The following is an 18,484-nucleotide window of genomic DNA, read 5'->3' as shown; positions in this document are numbered from 1 at the left end:
CCGTCACGCGTCGAATACCACCGGCCGCTTCGGCCGCTCGTCGACGTGCAGCGAAAACACGTCGGCGCGCGCATAGTGGCCCACGACGTCGAAGTCGTAACGCGCGCGCACGAGTTCGTCGAGATCGATGCGCGCGGTCACGAGCCCCGCCTCGCCGATGAGCGGCTCGGTCAGCAGATCGCCAAGCGGCCCGACGATCACGCTGCCGCCACGGATCAGCGGCCGCTCGGGATCCCAGCCGGGCACGTCGATGCCCAGCGCGCTCGGCGACGGCTGCACCTGACACGCGCTCACGACGAAACAGCGCCCCTCGTGCGCGATGTGCCGCATCGAGCTTAGCCACAGGTCGCGCTCGTCGACGGTCGGCGCGCACCAGATCTGCACACCTTTCGCGTACATCGCGCAGCGCAGCAGCGGCATGTGGTTCTCCCAGCAGATTGCGGCGCCCGCGCGGCCCGCGGCAGTTTCGACGACGGGCAGCGTCGAGCCGTCGCCCTGCCCCCAGATCAGCCGCTCCGTGCCGGTCGGCATCAGCTTGCGGTGCTTCGCGACGAGCCCGTCGCGCGGATCGAAGAACAGTGCCGTGCAGTACAGCGTGCTGCCGCCGCGCTCGATCACGCCGACCACGATGCTTGCACCGGTGCGCTGCGACAGCGCAGCCAGTTCGTCGGTTTCCGGCCCCGGCACGTCGATCGCCTGGGCGGCGTAGCGGGCATACGCGTCGCGTCCCTCGGGCAATCGGTAGCCGAGCCGCGTGCCGAAGATCTCGCCTTTCGGATAACCACCGAGCACGGCCTCGGGGAGTACGACGAGCGAGGCGCCGCTGTCGCGGATCGCAGTTTCGTAGCCGAGGATCGTGTCGAGCGTGGCACGCGTGCCGGCGGGCGATGCGCCGATCTGCAGCGCGGCGATGACCGAGGTGAACATGAGAGCGTCTCCGGCAAGTGCGGTAAATCGGACGACGCCATCTTGGTCGATATCATTTCATCGATCAAATCGATGCAACGATAACTGACATGAACGCAGATGATATCGCCGGGCTCGACCTGAACCTGCTGAAGGTGTTCGAGGCGCTCTACGAGGAAGGCGGCGCGAGCCGCGCGGCGCTGCGGCTCGGCCTTACGCAGTCGGCGGTCAGCGCGGCGCTCGCCCGGCTGCGCGTGATCTACGCCGATCCGCTGTTCGCGCGCACCGGCCGCGGGCTCGCGCCGACGCCGCGCGCGGACGAACTGAAGCCGATCCTGTCCGATGCGCTCGACCGCTGCCGCGAAAGCCTCGCGATCGTGACCGACGGCGGCGAGCGGATCGGCCGCACGATCTCGATCGGGCTGTCGGACGACTTCGAAATCGCGCTCGGCCGCGCGCTGATCGACGCGGTCGCGCGAGAAGCCGCCGGTATTCGGCTGATCTTCAGGCAAACCCACAGCGGGATCGCGGGCGACGCGCTGCTGCGGCACGGCGTCGACGTGGCGATCGCTTCGGGCGGATTCTCGGCAAACGGACTCAGCCGGCGCGCGGTCGCGACGGGCGGTTACGCGTGCCTGATCGATCCTGCCGGCCAGGCCGGTGCGCCGCGCAAGCTCGCGCTGGCCGACTTCCTCGCGCGGGATCACCTGCTGGTGTCGTCCGGAGGCGTGATCGGCATTGTCGACGAGGCGCTCGCCGCGCTCGGCCACAAGCGGCGCGTCGCGGCGTCGACCACGCACTTCGCGGCGCTGCCGTACCTGCTCGCCGGGTCCGGCGCGGTGGCGACGATTCCGGCGCACGCCGCGCGCGCGATCGCGCACGCGACGTCGCTGCGGGCGCTCGCGTGCCCGGTCGAGTTGCCGCGCTATCCGGTCGAGATCGGCTGGCGGACCAGCACGCAGCGCGATCCGGCGATCGTGCGCGTGCGGGACACGATCGCTGCCTGTGTCGCGAGAATCGTCGCGCCATAAAAAGGGGCGGATATGGCGGGTCGATCGGGGCCGGATTCGTCCAACGAGACGGCCGGCAGCGTCGTGGCGCAACCGGTAAAATGCCGAACCATGAAACCCGAAATCTGGACCCCGCATGTGACCGTCGCGGCGCTCGTCGAGCGCGCCGGCCGCTTTCTCGTGATCGAGGAAGAAACCTCGACGGGCCTGCGCATCAATCAGCCGGCCGGCCATCTTGAGGCCGGCGAGACGCTCGCCGACGCCGTGATTCGCGAGACGCTCGAGGAAACCGCGCATCCGTTCACGCCCGACGCGCTCGTCGGCGTCTATCTCGCGCACTACGACCGCCCGGACAGCGCCGGCGCGACCTACCTGCGCTTCACGTTCTGCGGCACGGCCGGCGAGCCGCTGCCGAACCACGCGCTCGACGAAGGCATCGTCCGCACGCTGTGGATGAGCGCCGACGAACTGCGCGCGTGCACCGAGCGCCACCGTTCGCCGGCGGTGATGCGCTGCGTCGACGATTATCTCGCCGGGCGGCGCATTCCGCTCGATTTCGTGCATACGCATTCGGTCGCGCCGCGCCCGGAAGCATTCGACCGTCAGGCGGTAGGCAAATGAGCAAGCGCCGTGTAGTGGTGGGCATGTCGGGCGGCGTCGATTCGTCGGTGACCGCGTGGCTGTTGAAGGAACAGGGCTACGACGTGGTCGGCCTGTTCATGAAGAACTGGGAAGACGACGACGACGGCGAATACTGCTCGACGCGCCAGGACTGGATCGACGTGGTATCCGTCGCCGACCTGATCGGCATCGACGTCGAAGCGGTGAACTTCGCAGCCGAATACAAGGACCGCGTATTCGCAGAATTCCTGCGCGAATACTCTGCCGGCCGCACGCCGAACCCCGACGTGCTGTGCAACGCCGAGATCAAGTTCAAGGCGTTCCTCGACCACGCGATGTCGCTCGACGCCGAAATGATCGCGACCGGCCACTACGCGCGCGTGCGCGAGCGCGACGGCCGCTTCGAGCTGCTGAAGGCGTTCGATCATACGAAAGACCAGTCGTACTTCCTGCACCGGCTGAACCAGGCGCAGTTGTCGAAAACGATGTTCCCGCTCGGCGAGATCCCGAAGACGAAGGTGCGCGAGATCGCTGCGCAGATCGGCCTGCCGAACGCGAAGAAGAAGGATTCGACCGGCATCTGCTTCATCGGCGAGCGGCCGTTTCGCGATTTCCTGAACCGCTATCTGCCGACGAAACCCGGCCCGATGAAGACGCCGGACGGCAAGGTGGTCGGCGAGCACATCGGCCTCGCGTTCTACACGTTCGGCCAGCGCAAGGGCATCGGCCTCGGCGGCAGCAAGGACGGCAACGGCGATCCGTGGTTCGTCGCCGCGAAGGACATCGCGTCGAACACGCTGTACGTCGTGCAAGGCCACGACCATCCATGGCTGCTGTCGCGCGAGCTGGTCGCCGGCAACGTGAGCTGGGTCGCCGGCGAGCCGCCGGGCGAAGGCTTCGCATGTGGCGCGAAGACGCGCTACCGGCAGGCCGACGCGGCGTGCAGGTTCAGTCGGGCCGCGCTCGGTCGGGCCGCGCTCGGCCAGACCGACGACGGACGCTTCTCGCTCGCGTTCGACGACGCGCAATGGGCGGTCACGCCCGGCCAGTCGGCCGTGCTGTACGACGGCGAGATCTGCCTCGGCGGCGGCATCATCGAGTTCGCGGCCACCGGCCAGCCCGGCCAAACCGCACCGGCATCGGCGGCAGGTCACGCAATCGCGCTCGCCGAAGCACGCTGACATTCATTCGGTTTAGACTTGCGGCACGCCGCGCCCGGCGGAACACGATTCCGTCGCGGCCGGCGCGCCGCCTTCGCAGCGCACGCATGGCGGCATTTCAAGATTCTTACGGAGTCCCCATGCTTTCTCGACGCTACCTCGCGATGTGGTGTGCCGTCCTGCTGCTCGTTGCCGCGGCCGCACTCGCGTCGATCCACGTGCTCTCGTGGCTGTGGATCGTCATCCCCGTTGCCCTCGTCGCCGTCGGCCTGTACGACCTGAACCAGGACCGCCACGCGATCCTGCGCAACTACCCGCTCTGGGGCCATTTTCGCTTCCTGTTCGAGTTCATCCGTCCCGAGATCCGCCAGTATTTCGTCGAGGACGACACCGACGAGAAGCCGTTCTCCCGCGCGCAGCGCAGCCTGGTCTACCAGCGCGCGAAGAACGTCGCGGACAACCGCCCGTACGGCACCGAACTCAACGTGAAGGCCGTCGCGCACGAATGGATCAGCCATTCGCTCGCGCCCACGAAGCTGCCCAATCACGACTTCCGCATCCGGGTCGGCGCGAGTCGCGCGCAGCCTTACGACATCTCGATCTTCAACATCTCGGCGATGAGCTTCGGCTCGCTGTCCGCGAATGCGATCCGCTCGCTGAACCTCGGCGCGAAGAAAGGCGGGTTCGCGCACGACACCGGCGAAGGCTCGCTGTCGAAATATCACCGCGAGCACGGCGGCGACATCATCTGGGAAATCGCGTCCGGCTACTTCGGCTGCCGCAACGACGACGGCACGTTCAACCCGGACAAGTTCGCGAAGCAGGCCGCGGAGCCGCAGGTCAAGATGATCGAGATCAAGCTGTCGCAGGGTGCGAAGCCCGGCCACGGCGGCGTGCTGCCGGCCGCGAAGATCACGCCGGAAATCGCCGAGACGCGCGGCGTGCCGATGGGCAAGGATTGCATCTCGCCCGCGACGCACTCCGAGTTCTCGACGCCGCGCGGGCTGCTCGAATTCGTCGAGCGGCTGCGCACGCTGTCGGGCGGCAAGCCGACCGGTTTCAAGCTGTGCATCGGCCATCCGTGGGAATTCTTCGGGATCGCAAAGGCGATGATCGAGACGGGCATCGTGCCGGACTTCATCGTCGTCGACGGTGCGGAAGGCGGCACCGGCGCGGCCCCGCTCGAATTCACCGACCATGTCGGCGTGCCGCTGCAGGAAGGGCTGCTGCTGGTGCACAACACGCTCGTCGGGATCGGCATGCGCGACCGCGTGAAGATCGGCGCGAGCGGCAAGATCATCACCGCGTTCGACATCGCGCGCACGCTCGCGATCGGCGCGGACTGGGTGAACTCGGCGCGCGGCTTCATGTTCGCGGTCGGCTGCATCCAGGCGCAGCACTGCCACACCGACCGCTGCCCGACCGGCGTCGCGACACAGGACCCGGTGCGCCAGCGCGCGCTCGTCGTGCCGGACAAGGCCGAGCGCGTGTACAACTTCCATCGCAATACGCTGCGTGCGCTGCAGGAACTCGTGCAGGCGGCCGGCCTCGGCCATCCGTCCGAGTTGCGCGCGCATCACATCGTGCAGCGCGTCGCGCCGCACGAGGTGCGGCTGATGTCGCAATTGCTGAAGTACCTGAAGCCCGGTGCGCTGCTCGACGGCCAGACCTGCGGCTATACGCTGTACGACAAGTGGTGGCCGATCGCGCGCAGCGATTCGTTCGTCCTCGGCGAGACCGTTTACGCGTCGATCGAATAACGCCCGGCACAGGCGACGCGTGTGGCGCCGGCCGGCGCGACCCGCCAAAAAGAAAAGCGCCCGCGGGCGCTTTTCTTTCGTCTGCTCGATAGGGAGCCGGCGCCGTTCAGTTCTGCGGCACCGTGTCGGCGAACGTCTGCCGCTGCGACAGCTTCACGAAATGCTTGTCGAGATTCGGATGACGGTCGCGCCAGTTCAGTTCCGGCATCCGGAAATCGAGGTAGCCGAGCGCACAGCCGAGCGCGATGTCGGCGAGCGTGTAATGATTACCGACGCACCAGGTCTTGCCGCCGAGGCCCTGCGACATCGCGACGAGCGCGTCGTCGATCTTGCGCTGCTGGCGCGCGATCCAGCTCGCGCTGCGTTGCCCTTCTTCCCGTAGCGTGTGTTCGAGACGAATCGCAACGGCCGCATCGAGCACGCCGTCGCCGAGCGCTTCCCAGCAGCGCACTTCGACGCGCTCGCGCCCCGACGGCGGAATCAGCTTGCCGACCGGCGACAGCGTATCGACGTATTCGCAAATCACGCGGGAATCGAATACCGCGGCACCATCTTCCATCACGAGACACGGGACCTTGCCGAGCGGATTCGATGCATGAATGCTCGTCTCCGGCGCCCATACGTTCTCGAGCTCCAGCTTGTAGTCGATCTTCTTTTCAGCAAGCACGATCCGCGCCTTGCGGACGTACGGGCTGCTGAGCGAACCGATTAATTTCATCATCTGCCTTTTCAAGGGAACTGCCGGGAGTATACGTTGTCGCCGATCATAACCGGCCGGCACTGCCGGGTAGAAAATCGCCCGTCCGGCCTGTGGATGGTTTGCAACAGCTGCCGCACAGGCCCGTCCGGCGTGGCTTGCGGCCATGCCTGTCACGCGCGGCGCCCGGCGGCGCTACAATCGCACGAATGAACGCGCCCCTCGATACCGACATCGCCGTCGACGTCTACCGCCAGCGCCGCGAACGCGTGCTTGCCGCACTGCGCGCCGCCGGCGGCGGCGTCGCCATCGTGCCCACCGCCCCGGAACTGCTGCGCAACCGCGATACGGCCTTCCCGTACCGGCATGACAGCTACTTCCATTACCTGACCGGCTTCACCGAACCCGATGCCGTGCTCGTGCTGAATGCCGCCGGCTCGCACGGCGCGCCGGAATCGATCCTGTTCTGCCGCGCGAAGAATGCCGATCGCGAAATCTGGGAAGGCTTCCATTACGGGCCCGAGGCCGCGCGCGACGCGTTCGGCTTCGACGCGGCGTATGCGGTCGACGTGATCGATACCGAGATGCCGCGCCTGCTTGCCGATGCGGGCACCGTCCACTATCGCTTCGGCGCATCGGCCGAGTTCGATCGCCAACTGGCCGGCTGGCTCGACGCGGTGCGCGCGCAGGCGCGCACCGGCGTTGCCGCGCCGGACGCGATGCTCGACCTCACGCCGCTGCTCGACGACATGCGGCTCGTGAAGGACGAACACGAACTCGCGATCATGATGCGCGCCGCGCACATCTCCGCGCTCGCGCACCGCCGCGCGATGCAGGTATGCCGCCCGGGCATACGCGAATACGAACTCGAGGCCGAGCTGCTGTACACGTTCCGCAAGCACGGTGCGCAGGCGCCCGCGTACGGCTCGATCGTCGCGGCCGGCGCGAACGCGTGCGTGCTGCACTACCCGGCGGGCAACGCGGCCGCGCAGGACGGCGACCTGATCCTGATCGACGCCGCGTGCGAACTCGATGGCTACGCGTCGGACATCACACGCACGTTCCCGGCCAACGGCCGCTTCTCGCCCGCGCAGCGCACGCTGTACGACATCGTGCTTGCCGCGCAGCAGGCCGCGATCGACGCGACGCGCGCGGGCGTGCCGTTCGAAGCGCCGCACGACGCGGCCGTGCGCGTGCTCGCGCAGGGGTTGCTCGACACCGGCATCATTCCGAAGACCCGCTTCTCGAGCGTCGACGACGTGATCGCCGAGCGTGCGTATGCGCGCTTCTACATGCACCGCACCGGCCACTGGCTCGGGATGGACGTGCACGATTGCGGCGACTACCGCGAGCGGCTCGCCGCGCGCGACGCGAACGGCGCGCTGCCGTGGCGCACGCTGAAGCCCGGCATGACGCTCACCGTCGAGCCCGGCTTGTACGTGCGCGCGGCCGACGACGTGCCGGCCGAGTACTGGAACATCGGCATCCGCATCGAGGACGACGCGATCGTGCGCGAGCACGGTTGCGAACTGATCACGCGCGACGTGCCCGTCGCGGCCGCCGAGATCGAGGCGCTGATGCGCGCGGGCGCACCCGGCGCATGAGCGCACCGCAAGCCGCCGCGCCCCATCGGCCTTCGGGCGGCGACGGCGGCCGGCGTATTGCCGCTCGCCACTGATCGGACGTTGACCGTTACCCCGTTTCACGAACACTGATGACGACCGCTTCCTCCCCGGCCACGCCGGACTACGACCTCGCCATCGTCGGCGCGGGCCCCGTCGGGCTCGCGCTCGCCGGCTGGCTCGCGCGACGCAGCGCGACGCAGCACGCATCGATCGCGCTAATCGACGCGCGCGAACCGGCCGCGAGCGCGAACGATCCACGCGCGATCGCCGTATCGCACGGCAGCCGCGTATTGCTCGACACGCTCGCATGGCCCGCCGACGCGACGCCGATCGAACACATCCACGTATCGCAGCGCGGCCATTTCGGCCGCACGCTGATCGACCGCGACGAACACGATGTCGCCGCGCTCGGCTACGTCGTGCGTTACGGTTCGATCGTGCAGGCGCTCGCGACCGCGGTGCGCGGCACGCGCATCGACTGGCTCACGTCGACCACCGCCCGCGCCCCGCAGCAGGACGCCGACGGCGTCACGCTGACGCTCGACGGGCCGCAAGGCGAACGCACACTGCGCGCGCGCATCGTCATCAATGCCGAGGGCGGACTGTTTCACGAGCAGCACGCCGATACGGGCAAGCATCGCCGCGACTACGGGCAGACGGCGATCGTCGGCACGGTCACGGTGTCGGCGCCGCGCCCGAACGTCGCGTGGGAGCGCTTCACGCACGAAGGCCCGCTTGCGCTGCTGCCGCTTGGCGGTGCTGCGTATTCGCTCGTGTGGTGCTGCACGCCCGCCGAGGCCGCACGCCGCGCGGCGCTGCCCGACGATGCGTTCCTGCGCGAACTCGGCGCGGCCTTCGGCGAACGGATGGGCCGGTTCGTCGCGATCGCGGGACGCGCGTCGTTCCCGCTTGGGCTGACCGCCGCGCAAACGCTCGTCAGCGGACGCACCGCGATCGTCGGGAACGCCGCGCAAACACTGCATCCGGTCGCCGGCCAGGGGCTCAATCTCGGGCTGCGCGATGCGCATACGCTCGTCGACGCGCTGTCCACGCACGGCTATGAAGCGGCCGCGCTTGCGACCTTCAACGCGCGCCGCGCGCTGGACCGGCGGTTCACGATCGGCGCGACCGACACGCTCGCGCGCCTGTTCACGATCGACGGTGGGCCGCTTCCGCTGCTGCGCGGCGCGGCGCTCACCGCGCTCGAATTCGTGCCGCCGCTCAAGAAGGCGATCGCGCGCCAGATGATGTTCGGCCAGCGCAACTGACGCTTGGCGTGCCGCGCGTGACGTGCACCCGCGCCGCGCAAACCGGGTCAAATCGGCGGGGCATGGGAATACGGTAAAATGCGCGTTTTCCCTCCGCCCTTTTTTGCCCGCGACGCCCGGTGCCCGCGGGCGGTGCCATTGCGATGCCCGTTATCGGCCCTCACGTTTTGCGTAACAACCTGTTCGTCGCCCCGATGGCCGGCGTGACGGACCGTCCGTTCCGCCAGCTGTGCAAGCGGCTGGGGGCCGGATACGCGGTGTCCGAGATGGTCGCGTCCAATGCGCAGCTGTGGAAAAGCGCGAAGACGATGCGGCGCGCGAACCACGAAGGCGAAGTCGAGCCGATCGCGGTGCAGATCGCCGGCGCCGATCCGGCGATGATGGCCGAAGCGGCCCGCTACAACGTCGACAACGGCGCGCAAATCATCGACATCAACATGGGTTGCCCGGCGAAGAAGGTCTGCAACGTCGCGGCCGGCTCCGCGCTGCTGCAGAACGAGCCGCTCGTGCAGCGGATCGTCGAGGCCGTCGTCGCGGCGGTCGGTACGGGGCCCGATGCGGTGCCGGTCACGCTGAAGATCCGTACCGGCTGGGATCGCGAGCACAAGAACGCGATCACGGTCGCGCGCCTCGCCGAAGCAGCCGGCATCTCGATGCTGACCGTGCACGGCCGCACGCGCGCCGACCTTTACCGCGGCGAAGCGGAATACGACACCATCGCGGCCGTGAAGGCGGCCGTGCGCATCCCGGTCGTCGCGAACGGCGACATCACGTCGCCGGCGAAAGCGAAGGCCGTGCTCGACGCAACCGGCGCCGACGCGCTGATGATCGGTCGCGCCGCGCAAGGCCGGCCGTGGCTGTTCCGTGAAATCGATCATTTCCTGCAAACCGGCGAGCTGATGCCGCCGCCGCGGATCGACGAGATCCAGCACGTGATGAACGAACACCTGGAAGACCACTACGCGTTCTACGGCGAATTCACCGGAGTCCGTACTGCGCGCAAGCACATCGGCTGGTACACTCGCGGCCTTTCCGGTGCCAATGCGTTCCGGCACCGGATGAACACGCTCGATTCCACCCGCGAGCAGCTCGCCGCCGTCAATGCCTTCTTCGAGGCGCAAAAGGCGCTGTCGGACCACCTCGTCTATGTCGATGACGAAGCGGAAAACGGCCAGGGCGAGCCGGACGACCATAACCAGTTAGCAGCATGAGCAAGCACAACATCGAACAATGTGTCCGCGAGAGCCTGGACGTGTATTTCCGGGATCTAGACGGCTCCAATCCGCACGACGTCTATGAAATGGTGATGTCCTGCGTCGAAAAGCCGATGCTCGAGGTCGTGCTCGTACAGGCCGGCGGCAACCAGTCGCTCGCCGCCGAGTACCTCGGCATCAACCGCAACACGCTGCGCAAGAAGCTGCAGCAGCACGGCCTGCTGTAGGCGGCCGTCCCGTCCCCGTTTCCCTGGCTATTGGTGGTTCCATCATGATCAAGCAAGCGCTCATTTCCGTTTCCGACAAGACCGGCATCGTCGACTTCGCGAAGTCGCTGTCCGACCTCGGCGTCAAGCTGCTGTCGACCGGCGGCACCGCGAAACTTCTCGCCGACGCCGGCCTGGCCGTTACCGAAGTGGCCGATTACACGGGCTTTCCGGAAATGCTCGATGGGCGCGTGAAGACGCTGCACCCGAAGGTGCACGGCGGCATCCTCGCCCGCCGCGACCTGCCCGAGCACATGCAGGCCCTGGAGCAGCACAACATCCCGACGATCGATCTGCTTGTCGTGAACCTGTATCCGTTCGTCGCGACGATCGCGAAGGACGACTGCACGCTCGCCGACGCGATCGAGAACATCGACATCGGCGGCCCGACGATGCTGCGTTCGGCCGCGAAGAACCACCGCGACGTGACGGTCGTCGTCGATCCGGCCGACTACGCGGTCGTGCTCGACGAAATGAAGGCGAACGGCAACGCGATCGGCTACGCGACCAACTTCCGCCTCGCGACCAAGGTGTTCGCGCACACCGCGCAATACGACGGCGCGATCACGAACTATCTGACGAGCCTGACCGACGAGCTGCAGCACGCATCGCGCAGCGCATACCCGGCCACGCTGAACATGGCGTTCGACAAGGTGCAGGACCTGCGCTACGGCGAGAACCCGCACCAGAGCGCCGCGTTCTACCGCGACCTCGCGGCGCCGGCCGGCGCGCTGGCCAACTACCGCCAGCTGCAGGGCAAGGAACTGTCGTACAACAACATCGCCGATTCGGACGCGGCGTGGGAATGCGTGAAGACGTTCGACGCGCCGGCCTGCGTGATCATCAAGCACGCGAACCCGTGCGGCGTCGCGGTAGGCAGCGATTCGGCCGACGCGTACGCGAAGGCATTCCAGACCGACCCGACGTCGGCATTCGGCGGCATCATCGCGTTCAATCGCGAAGTCGACGAAGCGGCCGCCCAGGCAGTCGCGAAGCAGTTCGTCGAAGTGCTGATCGCGCCGTCGTTCACGGACGCCGCGAAGCAGGTGTTCGCCGCGAAGCAGAACGTGCGTCTGCTGGAAATCGCGCTCGGCGACGGCCACAACGCATTCGACCTGAAGCGTGTCGGCGGCGGCCTGCTCGTGCAGTCGCTCGACTCGAAGAACGTGCAGCCGAGCGAGCTGCGCGTCGTCACGAAGCGCCAGCCGACCGAGAAGGAGATGGACGACCTGCTGTTCGCATGGCGCGTCGCGAAGTACGTGAAGTCGAACGCGATCGTGTTCTGCGGCAACGGCATGACGCTCGGCGTCGGCGCGGGTCAGATGAGCCGCGTCGATTCCGCACGCATCGCGAGCATCAAGGCACAGAACGCCGGCCTCACGCTCGCCGGTTCGGCGGTTGCGTCCGATGCATTCTTCCCGTTCCGCGACGGCCTTGACGTGGTCGTGGCGGCGGGCGCGACTTGCGTGATCCAGCCGGGCGGCTCGATGCGCGACGACGAAGTGATCGCGGCAGCCGACGAGCACGGCATCGCGATGATCCTGACGGGCGTACGCCACTTCCGTCACTGATCGCACGCGGCCTGCGCGGCCGCTGCACGCAAGCCCGGCGGTATCGCACCCGCCGGGTTTTTTATTGCGCGGCGCGTTCGTGCGCGGCCGTTCGGCCGGCCCGGCGCGCCGTTCGTTGTAGTATCGCTGCATCACGTTTTTCTCCTCACTCATGCGAATTCTCGGCATCGACCCTGGGCTGCGCGTTACCGGCTTCGGCGTCATCGACGTCAGCGGCCACCGCCTCGCGTATGTCGCGAGCGGCGTGATCCGCACGCCTGCGGCCGACCTTGCCACCCGGCTCGGTACGATCTTCCAGGGCGTGTCGACGCTCGTGCGCGAGCATGCGCCGGACCAGGCCGCGATCGAGCAGGTGTTCGTCAACGTGAACCCGCAGTCGACGCTGCTGCTCGGGCAAGCGCGCGGCGCCGCGATTTGCGGACTCGTCGCCGGCGGGTTGCCGGTTGCCGAATACACCGCGCTGCAACTGAAGCAGGCGGTCGTCGGTTACGGCCGCGCGACCAAGTCCCAGATGCAGGAGATGGTCACGCGGCTGCTCAATCTCACCGGCCAGCCCGGCAGCGACGCGGCCGACGCGCTCGGCATGGCGATCTGCCACGCGCACAGCGGCAATACACTCGGCACGATCAGCGGCATCGCGCCGGCGCTCGCGAAGCAGGGGCTGCGCGTGCGGCGTGGTCGGCTTGTCGGCTGACGCCGCTGCCGCACGCGACCGCGTGCCGCAGCGGCGGCCAACCGGGACGGCCGAAACGCGGCTTGCCGGCCCTGGTGGGCTCATCGCCCCATCGCCTGCCATCTCCCGACTTATTGCCCGCCGCCTGCCGGCTACACCGTCACCATCTACCGCCATCCCCGGCCGTCCGCATCCAGGTTGCACGGGGCGCCCCCCGATCTGACAGCCGCCCCGTCGGCATCGCGCCGCAGCTGCGCTACACTCGCGCTTTCTTCCTCGCATCCCGCCATCCATGATCGGTCGCATCGCCGGCATCCTGCTCGAAAAGAATCCGCCTCACCTGCTCGTCGACTGCAATGGCGTCGGCTACGAAATCGACGTACCGATGAGTACCTTCTACAACCTGCCGCAAACGGGCGAACGCGTCGTCCTGCTCACGCAGCAGATCGTGCGCGAAGACGCGCACCTGCTGTACGGCTTCCTGACGCCGCAAGAGCGCACGACCTTCCGCGAACTGCTGAAGATCACCGGCATCGGCGCGCGCATGGCGCTCGCCGTGCTGTCCGGCATGAGCGTGCAGGAACTCGCGCAGGCCGTGACGATGCAGGACGCCGCACGCCTCACGCGCCTGCCCGGCATCGGCAAGAAGACTGCCGAACGCCTGCTGCTCGAGCTGAAGGGCAAGCTCGGCGCAGACCTCGGCGCGCTCGCCGGCGCCGCGTCGCCGTCCGATCACGCGACTGACATCCTCAATGCGCTCGTCGCGCTCGGCTATTCCGAAAAGGAAGGCCTCGCCGCGATCAAGAACGTGCCGGCGGGCACCGGCGTGTCGGAAGGCATCAAGCTCGCGCTGAAGGCGCTGTCGAAGGTGTAACGGCCGCCCGAGCCGGTTGTCGGAACCACCTGTCGGAGCCAGTGTCGCGCCGCCGTGCGGGGCGCGCCAGTCGGCCGTTCGGCCAGTTCGGCCGCGCGACGGTGCGCGGTACAATGGCCGCATGATTGAAACCGACAAACTTGCCGCCGAGCGGATCATCGCCGCCACGCCCGCCTCGTCGCACGAGGAGGTGTTCGAACGCGCGCTGCGGCCGCGCCAGCTCGACGACTACGTCGGCCAGGAAAAGGTGCGCGGCCAGCTCGAGATCTTCATCGAAGCCGCGAAGCGCCGTTCCGAGCCGCTCGACCACGTGCTGCTGTTCGGGCCGCCGGGCCTCGGCAAGACGACCCTCGCGCACATCATCGCGCGTGAAATGGGCGTGAACCTGCGGCAGACGTCGGGCCCCGTGCTCGAACGCGCGGGCGACCTCGCCGCGCTGCTGACCAACCTCGAAGCGAACGACGTGCTGTTCATCGACGAGATCCACCGTCTGTCGCCGGTCGTCGAGGAAATCCTGTATCCGGCGCTCGAGGATTACCAGATCGACATCATGATCGGTGAAGGGCCGGCCGCGCGCAGCGTGAAGCTCGACCTGCAGCCGTTCACGCTCGTGGGTGCGACCACGCGCGCGGGGATGCTGACCAATCCGCTGCGCGACCGCTTCGGTATCGTCGCCCGGCTCGAGTTCTACGATGCCGATCAGCTGTCGCGCATCGTGCGCCGCTCGGCGTCGCTGCTGAACGCGCAGATCGATCCAAATGGCGCGCTGGAGATCGCGAAGCGCTCGCGCGGCACGCCGCGGATTGCGAACCGGCTGCTGCGCCGCGTGCGCGACTATGCGGAAGTGAAGGCCGACGGCCAGATCACCGCGGCCGTCGCCGACGCCGCGCTCGCAATGCTCGACGTCGATCCGGTCGGCTTCGACCTGATGGACCGCAAGCTGCTCGAGGCAATCCTGCACAAGTTCGACGGCGGTCCGGTCGGCATCGACAACCTCGCGGCGGCGATCGGCGAGGAGCGCGACACGATCGAGGACGTGCTCGAACCATATCTGATCCAGCAGGGCTTCCTGCAGCGCACGCCGCGCGGGCGAGTCGCGACGCTGCTCACGTATCGCCACTTCGGGCTTTCCGCGCCCGACGTCCGCAACACCGAACGCGACATGTGGGATACCCCGGACGGGAAGTAACCCGCTGCCAGCACGAAGCCAGCCATGACCACGCCGCCCAGCTCACACCGCTCCGCCCCGGCACCGGGCCCGCGCTGGGCCGAGCCGATCCGCAAACGGCTCGTGGCGGGCGTCACGCACCTGACGGCAGGCGGCGGCGGTCCGTCGATCGATCTGTCGTCCCCGCCCGGCGACCCGGGGCTGTTCGGCCCCGATGCGATCTGCTGGCGCGTGCATGCCGATTTCACGTCGATGATGACGGGCGGCATCGCCGCGCTGCTGCTGCAGGCACTCCACCCGCTCGCGCTTGCGGGCGTCTGGGATCACTCGTCGTTCCGCACCGACATCCTCGGCCGCTTGCGGCGCACCGCGACGTTCATCACGGGCACGACGTTCGGCAGCCGCGCGGACGCCCTGGCGCTGATCGAACGCGTGAAGGCGATCCACGCGCGCGTCTCGGGCACCGCGCCCGACGGCCGTCCATACCGGGCCGACGATCCGGCGTTGCTCACGTGGGTGCATGTCGCGGAAGTATCGAGCTTCCTCGCCGCGCACTTGCGCTATGTGAATCCGTCGCTGCCGGACGAACTGCAGGACGGCTACTACGCCGAAACGGCGTTGATCGCCGAGTTGCTGGGCGCCGTGGACGTCCCGCGTTCACGCGCCGAAGTCGCGACGTATCTCGCGCGAATGCAGTCCGAACTCGCGGCGGGGCCGCGCACGTTCGACGTGATGGATATCCTGATGAACGCGCCGGTCGCCACGCCGGCACTGCGTCCGGCCGCGTCGCTGATGATGCATGCTGGAATCGACCTGCTGCCGCCCTGGGCGCAACGGATGCTGCGCGTAGCGACGTTCGCGCCGCTGCGGCGCGCGGTGGTGCGTCCAGGGGTCCGGGCCGTCGCGCCGGTGCTGCGCTGGGCGCTGGTCAATGGTGCGTCGAAACGCGCACGACGCCGCGCGGCCGCGACACCGCCCGACGGCACGCCACCCGGCTGACGGCTCTGCTGATCGTCTACCCGAAACAGGCTGACGATCCTGCGCCCGCGCGCGGTCGCGTGACCGGGCGTCAATCCTGCCCGCTCCCAGCGCGGCATTCCGCTCAACGGATATATCCGTGACGAGCAGGCGCACACGCCCGGATCAAAGCACCTTGCGATACCCGTCGTCGTCGCTCGCGGTATCGAGATGCGACACGTCGGCCCAATGGACGATCTGCGCGCGACCATCGACGTAATCGACGACATTGATGCTCGTGTTGAGCAGTTGATAGCTGCGCGGCGCTGCCAGGTCGATGCCGTTTGCAAAGCGATAGACGCAGTCGAGCACGCCGCCGTGCGCGACGCATGCGATGCGTCCGCCCGGATGCGACGCGACGATCGGCTCGAGCGCATGCAGCACACGGTGATAGAACTCGCGCTGCGACTCGCCGCCGTCGGGCGCGAAGCCGGGGTCGCGCGTCTGCCATGCGGCATACGCATCCGGGAACAGCGTCTCGATCTCGGTGCTGTCATGCCCCTGGAACACGCCGTACGAGCGTTCGCGCAGCCCTTCGCGCAACTGCAGCGGCAGCCCGAGCGCATCGGCGAAGGGTTGCGCGGTCTGCTGCGCGCGCATCAGGTCGCTCGAATAAATCGCGTCGATGCGCTGGCCGTCGCGCGCTTCGCGCACCAGCCGGGCCGCCAACCGCTGCGCCTGCGCGAGCCCCGTGTCGGCCAGCGGAATGTCGATATGGCCCTGGATCCGCTTGATGCGGTTCCAGGCCGTCTCGCCATGGCGAATGAACAGGATTTGCGTGGTTGCCATCGCGGCGCGTCTCCGGGAAAGTATCAGGGCCGCTCAGGGCCGCACTTGCAGCCAGAACGTCACCGGGCCGTCGTTGACGAGCGACACCTGCATGTCGGCGCCGAACTCGCCGGTCTCGACGACCGAATGACGCGCGCGCGCGGCCGCGACGAAATAGTCGAACAGGCGCGCGCCTTCGTCGGGCGGCGCCGCCGGCGTGAAGCTCGGCCGCAGCCCGCTGTTGGTATCAGCGGCGAGTGTGAACTGCGACACGAGCAGCAGCCCGCCGGCGCGGCCTGCGCCGTCGATGTTCGACACCGGCAGGTTCATCTTGCCGGCCGCGTCACTGAACACGCGGTAGCCCAGCACCTTCGCGAGCAGTTTGTCGGCCACGGCCTCGGTGTCGCCGCGCTCCGCGCAGACGAGCGCGAGCAGGCCCGGGCCGATCTCGCCGGTCGTGCGGTCGCCGACGCGCACGTCGGCGCGCTTCACGCGCTGAATCAGCGCGATCATGCGGTCAGCGTGACGCGCGCGAAGCGGCGCTTGCCGACCTGGACGACGAACTCGCCGGCGTCGACCTTCAGGCCCTTGTCGGACACCGTCGCGCCGTCGATCTTCACACCGCCCTGCTCGATGTTGCGCAGCGCTTCGCTCGTCGACGGCACGAGGCCCGCCTGCTTCAGCAACTGGCCGATCGCGAGCGGTGCGCCCGCGAGCGTGACCGACGGGATATCGTCCGGCACGCCGCCCTTCGCGCGGTGGTTGAAATCCTCCAGCGCCCGCTCGGCATCGGCCTGCGAGTGGAAGCGCGCGACGATTTCCTGCGCGAGCAGCACCTTGAAGTCGCGCGGGTTGCGGCCGCCTTCTGCGTCGCGCTTGAAGCCGGCGATTTCTTCCATGCTGCGGAACGACAGCAGTTCGAAGTAACGCCACATCAGCGTGTCCGAGATGCTCATCAGCTTGCCGAACATGTCGGTCGGCTTCTCGCTGATGCCGACGTAGTTGCCCTTCGACTTCGACATCTTCTCGACGCCGTCCAGGCCTTCGAGGAGCGGCATCGTCAGAATGCACTGCTGTTCCTGGCCGTATTGCTTCTGCAGTTCGCGGCCGACCAGCAGGTTGAACTTCTGATCGGTGCCGCCGAGCTCGAGGTCGGCATTCAGCGCGACCGAGTCGTAGCCCTGCATCAGCGGGTACAGGAATTCGTGGATCGAGATCGGCACGCCGCTCTGGAAGCGCTTCGTGAAGTCCTCGCGCTCGAGAATCCGCGCGACGGTGTAACGCGACGCGAGCTTGATCATGCCGTCGGCGCCGAGCGGCATCGACCATTCGCTGTTGTAGCGGATCTCGGTCTTGTCGCGATCGAGCACGAGCGCGGCCTGCTCGAAATAGGTCTTCGCGTTCGCTTCGATCTGCTCGCGCGTGAGCGGCGGCCGCGTCGCGTTGCGGCCCGACGGATCGCCGATCAGCGACGTGAAATCGCCGATCAGGAAGATTACCGTGTGACCGAGGTCCTGCAGCTGACGCATCTTGTTCAGCACGACCGTATGGCCGATGTGAATGTCGGGCGCGGTCGGATCGAGGCCGAGCTTGATGCGCAGCGGCGTGCCGGTGGCCGCGCTGCGCGCGAGCTTCTGCGCGAATTCTTCCTCGATCAGCAGTTCGTCGACGCCGCGCTTCGTGACGGCGAGCGCATGGCGGACTTCGTCGGTGATCGGGAAAACAGGCTTGGAACTGGGTTCGGTGCTCATCGGTGCCGGGAAGAATGTCGCAAAGACAGGGATTTTCCCATAACTTGCGCGTGGATCGCTTAACGACGCGTCAGGTTGCGCGGATAATCGGGCGCAAGGCGCGCGGCACCGGCCCGCGCCGCATGATCGAGGAGA

At 67.8% G+C, this 18,484-nt stretch carries 18 protein-coding genes; 13 read left to right on the top strand and 5 right to left on the bottom strand.

Annotated features, from left to right (window positions below; translation table 11 throughout):
- Window positions 1-3: 3 nt before the first annotated feature.
- Entirely contained in the window at window positions 4-927 is a 924-nt protein-coding gene (locus tag WK25_RS03370) for a carbon-nitrogen hydrolase family protein (RefSeq protein ID WP_040143434.1), read from the bottom strand.
- Window positions 928-1,016: 89 nt separating this feature from the next.
- Between WK25_RS03370 and WK25_RS03365 the strand changes: the two genes are divergently transcribed.
- The 4 genes from WK25_RS03365 (at window position 1,017) to WK25_RS03350 (ending at window position 5,457) form a co-directional block, all read left to right on the top strand.
- Entirely contained in the window at window positions 1,017-1,937 is a 921-nt protein-coding gene (locus WK25_RS03365) for a LysR family transcriptional regulator (protein ID WP_040143433.1), read from the top strand.
- Between the two features lie 90 nt (window positions 1,938-2,027).
- Window positions 2,028-2,537 (top strand): NUDIX hydrolase, encoded by a 510-nt coding sequence (locus tag WK25_RS03360; protein ID WP_069241920.1) that lies wholly within the window; start codon window positions 2,028-2,030, stop codon window positions 2,535-2,537.
- A complete protein-coding gene (gene mnmA / locus WK25_RS03355) occupies window positions 2,534-3,718 on the top strand; it encodes a tRNA 2-thiouridine(34) synthase MnmA (protein WP_059547825.1) in 1,185 nt (394 codons plus the stop codon). Before WK25_RS03360 ends, mnmA begins: the two co-directional genes overlap by 4 nt.
- 119 nt (window positions 3,719-3,837) lie before the next feature.
- Window positions 3,838-5,457 (top strand): FMN-binding glutamate synthase family protein, encoded by a 1,620-nt coding sequence (locus tag WK25_RS03350; protein ID WP_040143431.1) that lies wholly within the window; start codon window positions 3,838-3,840, stop codon window positions 5,455-5,457.
- A 106-nt stretch (window positions 5,458-5,563) separates the two neighbouring features.
- Here WK25_RS03350 and WK25_RS03345 read toward each other — a convergent pair whose 3' ends face one another.
- Window positions 5,564-6,178 (bottom strand): glutathione S-transferase family protein, encoded by a 615-nt coding sequence (locus WK25_RS03345; RefSeq protein WP_040143430.1) that lies wholly within the window; start codon window positions 6,176-6,178, stop codon window positions 5,564-5,566.
- Between the two features lie 185 nt (window positions 6,179-6,363).
- Between WK25_RS03345 and WK25_RS03340 the strand changes: the two genes are divergently transcribed.
- The 9 genes from WK25_RS03340 to WK25_RS03300 all read left to right on the top strand — a co-directional run bounded on the left by WK25_RS03340 (window position 6,364) and on the right by WK25_RS03300 (window position 15,812).
- Window positions 6,364-7,758 (top strand): aminopeptidase P N-terminal domain-containing protein, encoded by a 1,395-nt coding sequence (locus tag WK25_RS03340; protein ID WP_059547827.1) that lies wholly within the window; start codon window positions 6,364-6,366, stop codon window positions 7,756-7,758.
- 110 nt (window positions 7,759-7,868) lie between these two features.
- Window positions 7,869-9,047 (top strand): UbiH/UbiF/VisC/COQ6 family ubiquinone biosynthesis hydroxylase, encoded by a 1,179-nt coding sequence (locus WK25_RS03335; protein WP_069240977.1) that lies wholly within the window; start codon window positions 7,869-7,871, stop codon window positions 9,045-9,047.
- Between the two features lie 143 nt (window positions 9,048-9,190).
- Window positions 9,191-10,258, top strand: a complete 1,068-nt coding sequence (gene dusB / locus WK25_RS03330) for a tRNA dihydrouridine synthase DusB (RefSeq protein WP_040144878.1) — start codon at window positions 9,191-9,193, stop codon at window positions 10,256-10,258.
- Window positions 10,255-10,488: a Fis family transcriptional regulator gene (locus WK25_RS03325; protein WP_006476892.1), complete on the top strand. Its 234-nt coding sequence runs from the start codon at window positions 10,255-10,257 to the stop codon at window positions 10,486-10,488. The genes dusB and WK25_RS03325 overlap by 4 nt, the downstream gene beginning before the upstream one ends.
- Window positions 10,489-10,532: 44 nt before the next feature.
- Complete coding sequence (gene purH, locus WK25_RS03320) at window positions 10,533-12,098, top strand: bifunctional phosphoribosylaminoimidazolecarboxamide formyltransferase/IMP cyclohydrolase (RefSeq protein ID WP_040143427.1); 1,566 nt, start codon at window positions 10,533-10,535, stop codon at window positions 12,096-12,098.
- Between the two features lie 151 nt (window positions 12,099-12,249).
- Window positions 12,250-12,792 (top strand): crossover junction endodeoxyribonuclease RuvC, encoded by a 543-nt coding sequence (gene ruvC, locus WK25_RS03315; RefSeq protein ID WP_069240976.1) that lies wholly within the window; start codon window positions 12,250-12,252, stop codon window positions 12,790-12,792.
- A gap of 271 nt (window positions 12,793-13,063) precedes the next feature.
- Window positions 13,064-13,645 (top strand): Holliday junction branch migration protein RuvA, encoded by a 582-nt coding sequence (ruvA, locus tag WK25_RS03310; RefSeq protein WP_069240975.1) that lies wholly within the window; start codon window positions 13,064-13,066, stop codon window positions 13,643-13,645.
- A gap of 121 nt (window positions 13,646-13,766) precedes the next feature.
- Window positions 13,767-14,834 (top strand): Holliday junction branch migration DNA helicase RuvB, encoded by a 1,068-nt coding sequence (gene ruvB, locus WK25_RS03305; protein WP_040143424.1) that lies wholly within the window; start codon window positions 13,767-13,769, stop codon window positions 14,832-14,834.
- A 24-nt stretch (window positions 14,835-14,858) separates the two neighbouring features.
- Window positions 14,859-15,812: an oxygenase MpaB family protein gene (locus WK25_RS03300; protein ID WP_069240974.1), complete on the top strand. Its 954-nt coding sequence runs from the start codon at window positions 14,859-14,861 to the stop codon at window positions 15,810-15,812.
- Window positions 15,813-15,956: 144 nt separating this feature from the next.
- Here WK25_RS03300 and WK25_RS03295 read toward each other — a convergent pair whose 3' ends face one another.
- From WK25_RS03295 to tyrS, 3 genes are read right to left on the bottom strand one after another with little or no spacing between them, the layout of a single operon-like run.
- The gene (locus WK25_RS03295; RefSeq protein WP_069240973.1) at window positions 15,957-16,619 is read right to left on the bottom strand and encodes a histidine phosphatase family protein; all 663 of its coding nucleotides are present in this window, start codon (window positions 16,617-16,619) and stop codon (window positions 15,957-15,959) included.
- A 33-nt stretch (window positions 16,620-16,652) separates the two neighbouring features.
- Window positions 16,653-17,111: a D-aminoacyl-tRNA deacylase gene (gene dtd / locus WK25_RS03290; protein ID WP_040143421.1), complete on the bottom strand. Its 459-nt coding sequence runs from the start codon at window positions 17,109-17,111 to the stop codon at window positions 16,653-16,655.
- Window positions 17,108-18,349, bottom strand: coding sequence for a tyrosine--tRNA ligase (gene tyrS, locus WK25_RS03285; RefSeq protein WP_040143420.1), 1,242 nt, complete (start codon window positions 18,347-18,349; stop codon window positions 17,108-17,110). The genes dtd and tyrS overlap by 4 nt, the downstream gene beginning before the upstream one ends.
- Between the last annotated feature and the right edge of the window lie 135 nt (window positions 18,350-18,484).

Origin of the sequence: Burkholderia latens (assembly GCF_001718795.1) — a bacterium.
Taxonomy (GTDB): domain Bacteria; phylum Pseudomonadota; class Gammaproteobacteria; order Burkholderiales; family Burkholderiaceae; genus Burkholderia; species Burkholderia latens_A.
This window is presented reverse-complemented; position numbering and strand designations above follow the sequence as displayed.

What these genes read in the sequence shown, in the direction of transcription:
- WK25_RS03370 (WP_040143434.1), bottom strand. Translation starts at nt 927, where the DNA reads ATGTTCACCTCGGTCATCGCCGCGCTGCAGATCGGCGCATCGCCCGCC.
- WK25_RS03365 (WP_040143433.1), top strand. Translation starts at nt 1,017, where the DNA reads ATGAACGCAGATGATATCGCCGGGCTCGACCTGAACCTGCTGAAGGTG.
- WK25_RS03360 (WP_069241920.1), top strand. Translation starts at nt 2,028, where the DNA reads ATGAAACCCGAAATCTGGACCCCGCATGTGACCGTCGCGGCGCTCGTC.
- mnmA (WP_059547825.1), top strand. Translation starts at nt 2,534, where the DNA reads ATGAGCAAGCGCCGTGTAGTGGTGGGCATGTCGGGCGGCGTCGATTCG.
- WK25_RS03350 (WP_040143431.1), top strand. Translation starts at nt 3,838, where the DNA reads ATGCTTTCTCGACGCTACCTCGCGATGTGGTGTGCCGTCCTGCTGCTC.
- WK25_RS03345 (WP_040143430.1), bottom strand. Translation starts at nt 6,178, where the DNA reads ATGATGAAATTAATCGGTTCGCTCAGCAGCCCGTACGTCCGCAAGGCG.
- WK25_RS03340 (WP_059547827.1), top strand. Translation starts at nt 6,364, where the DNA reads ATGAACGCGCCCCTCGATACCGACATCGCCGTCGACGTCTACCGCCAG.
- WK25_RS03335 (WP_069240977.1), top strand. Translation starts at nt 7,869, where the DNA reads ATGACGACCGCTTCCTCCCCGGCCACGCCGGACTACGACCTCGCCATC.
- dusB (WP_040144878.1), top strand. Translation starts at nt 9,191, where the DNA reads ATGCCCGTTATCGGCCCTCACGTTTTGCGTAACAACCTGTTCGTCGCC.
- WK25_RS03325 (WP_006476892.1), top strand. Translation starts at nt 10,255, where the DNA reads ATGAGCAAGCACAACATCGAACAATGTGTCCGCGAGAGCCTGGACGTG.
- purH (WP_040143427.1), top strand. Translation starts at nt 10,533, where the DNA reads ATGATCAAGCAAGCGCTCATTTCCGTTTCCGACAAGACCGGCATCGTC.
- ruvC (WP_069240976.1), top strand. Translation starts at nt 12,250, where the DNA reads ATGCGAATTCTCGGCATCGACCCTGGGCTGCGCGTTACCGGCTTCGGC.
- ruvA (WP_069240975.1), top strand. Translation starts at nt 13,064, where the DNA reads ATGATCGGTCGCATCGCCGGCATCCTGCTCGAAAAGAATCCGCCTCAC.
- ruvB (WP_040143424.1), top strand. Translation starts at nt 13,767, where the DNA reads ATGATTGAAACCGACAAACTTGCCGCCGAGCGGATCATCGCCGCCACG.
- WK25_RS03300 (WP_069240974.1), top strand. Translation starts at nt 14,859, where the DNA reads ATGACCACGCCGCCCAGCTCACACCGCTCCGCCCCGGCACCGGGCCCG.
- WK25_RS03295 (WP_069240973.1), bottom strand. Translation starts at nt 16,619, where the DNA reads ATGGCAACCACGCAAATCCTGTTCATTCGCCATGGCGAGACGGCCTGG.
- dtd (WP_040143421.1), bottom strand. Translation starts at nt 17,111, where the DNA reads ATGATCGCGCTGATTCAGCGCGTGAAGCGCGCCGACGTGCGCGTCGGC.
- tyrS (WP_040143420.1), bottom strand. Translation starts at nt 18,349, where the DNA reads ATGAGCACCGAACCCAGTTCCAAGCCTGTTTTCCCGATCACCGACGAA.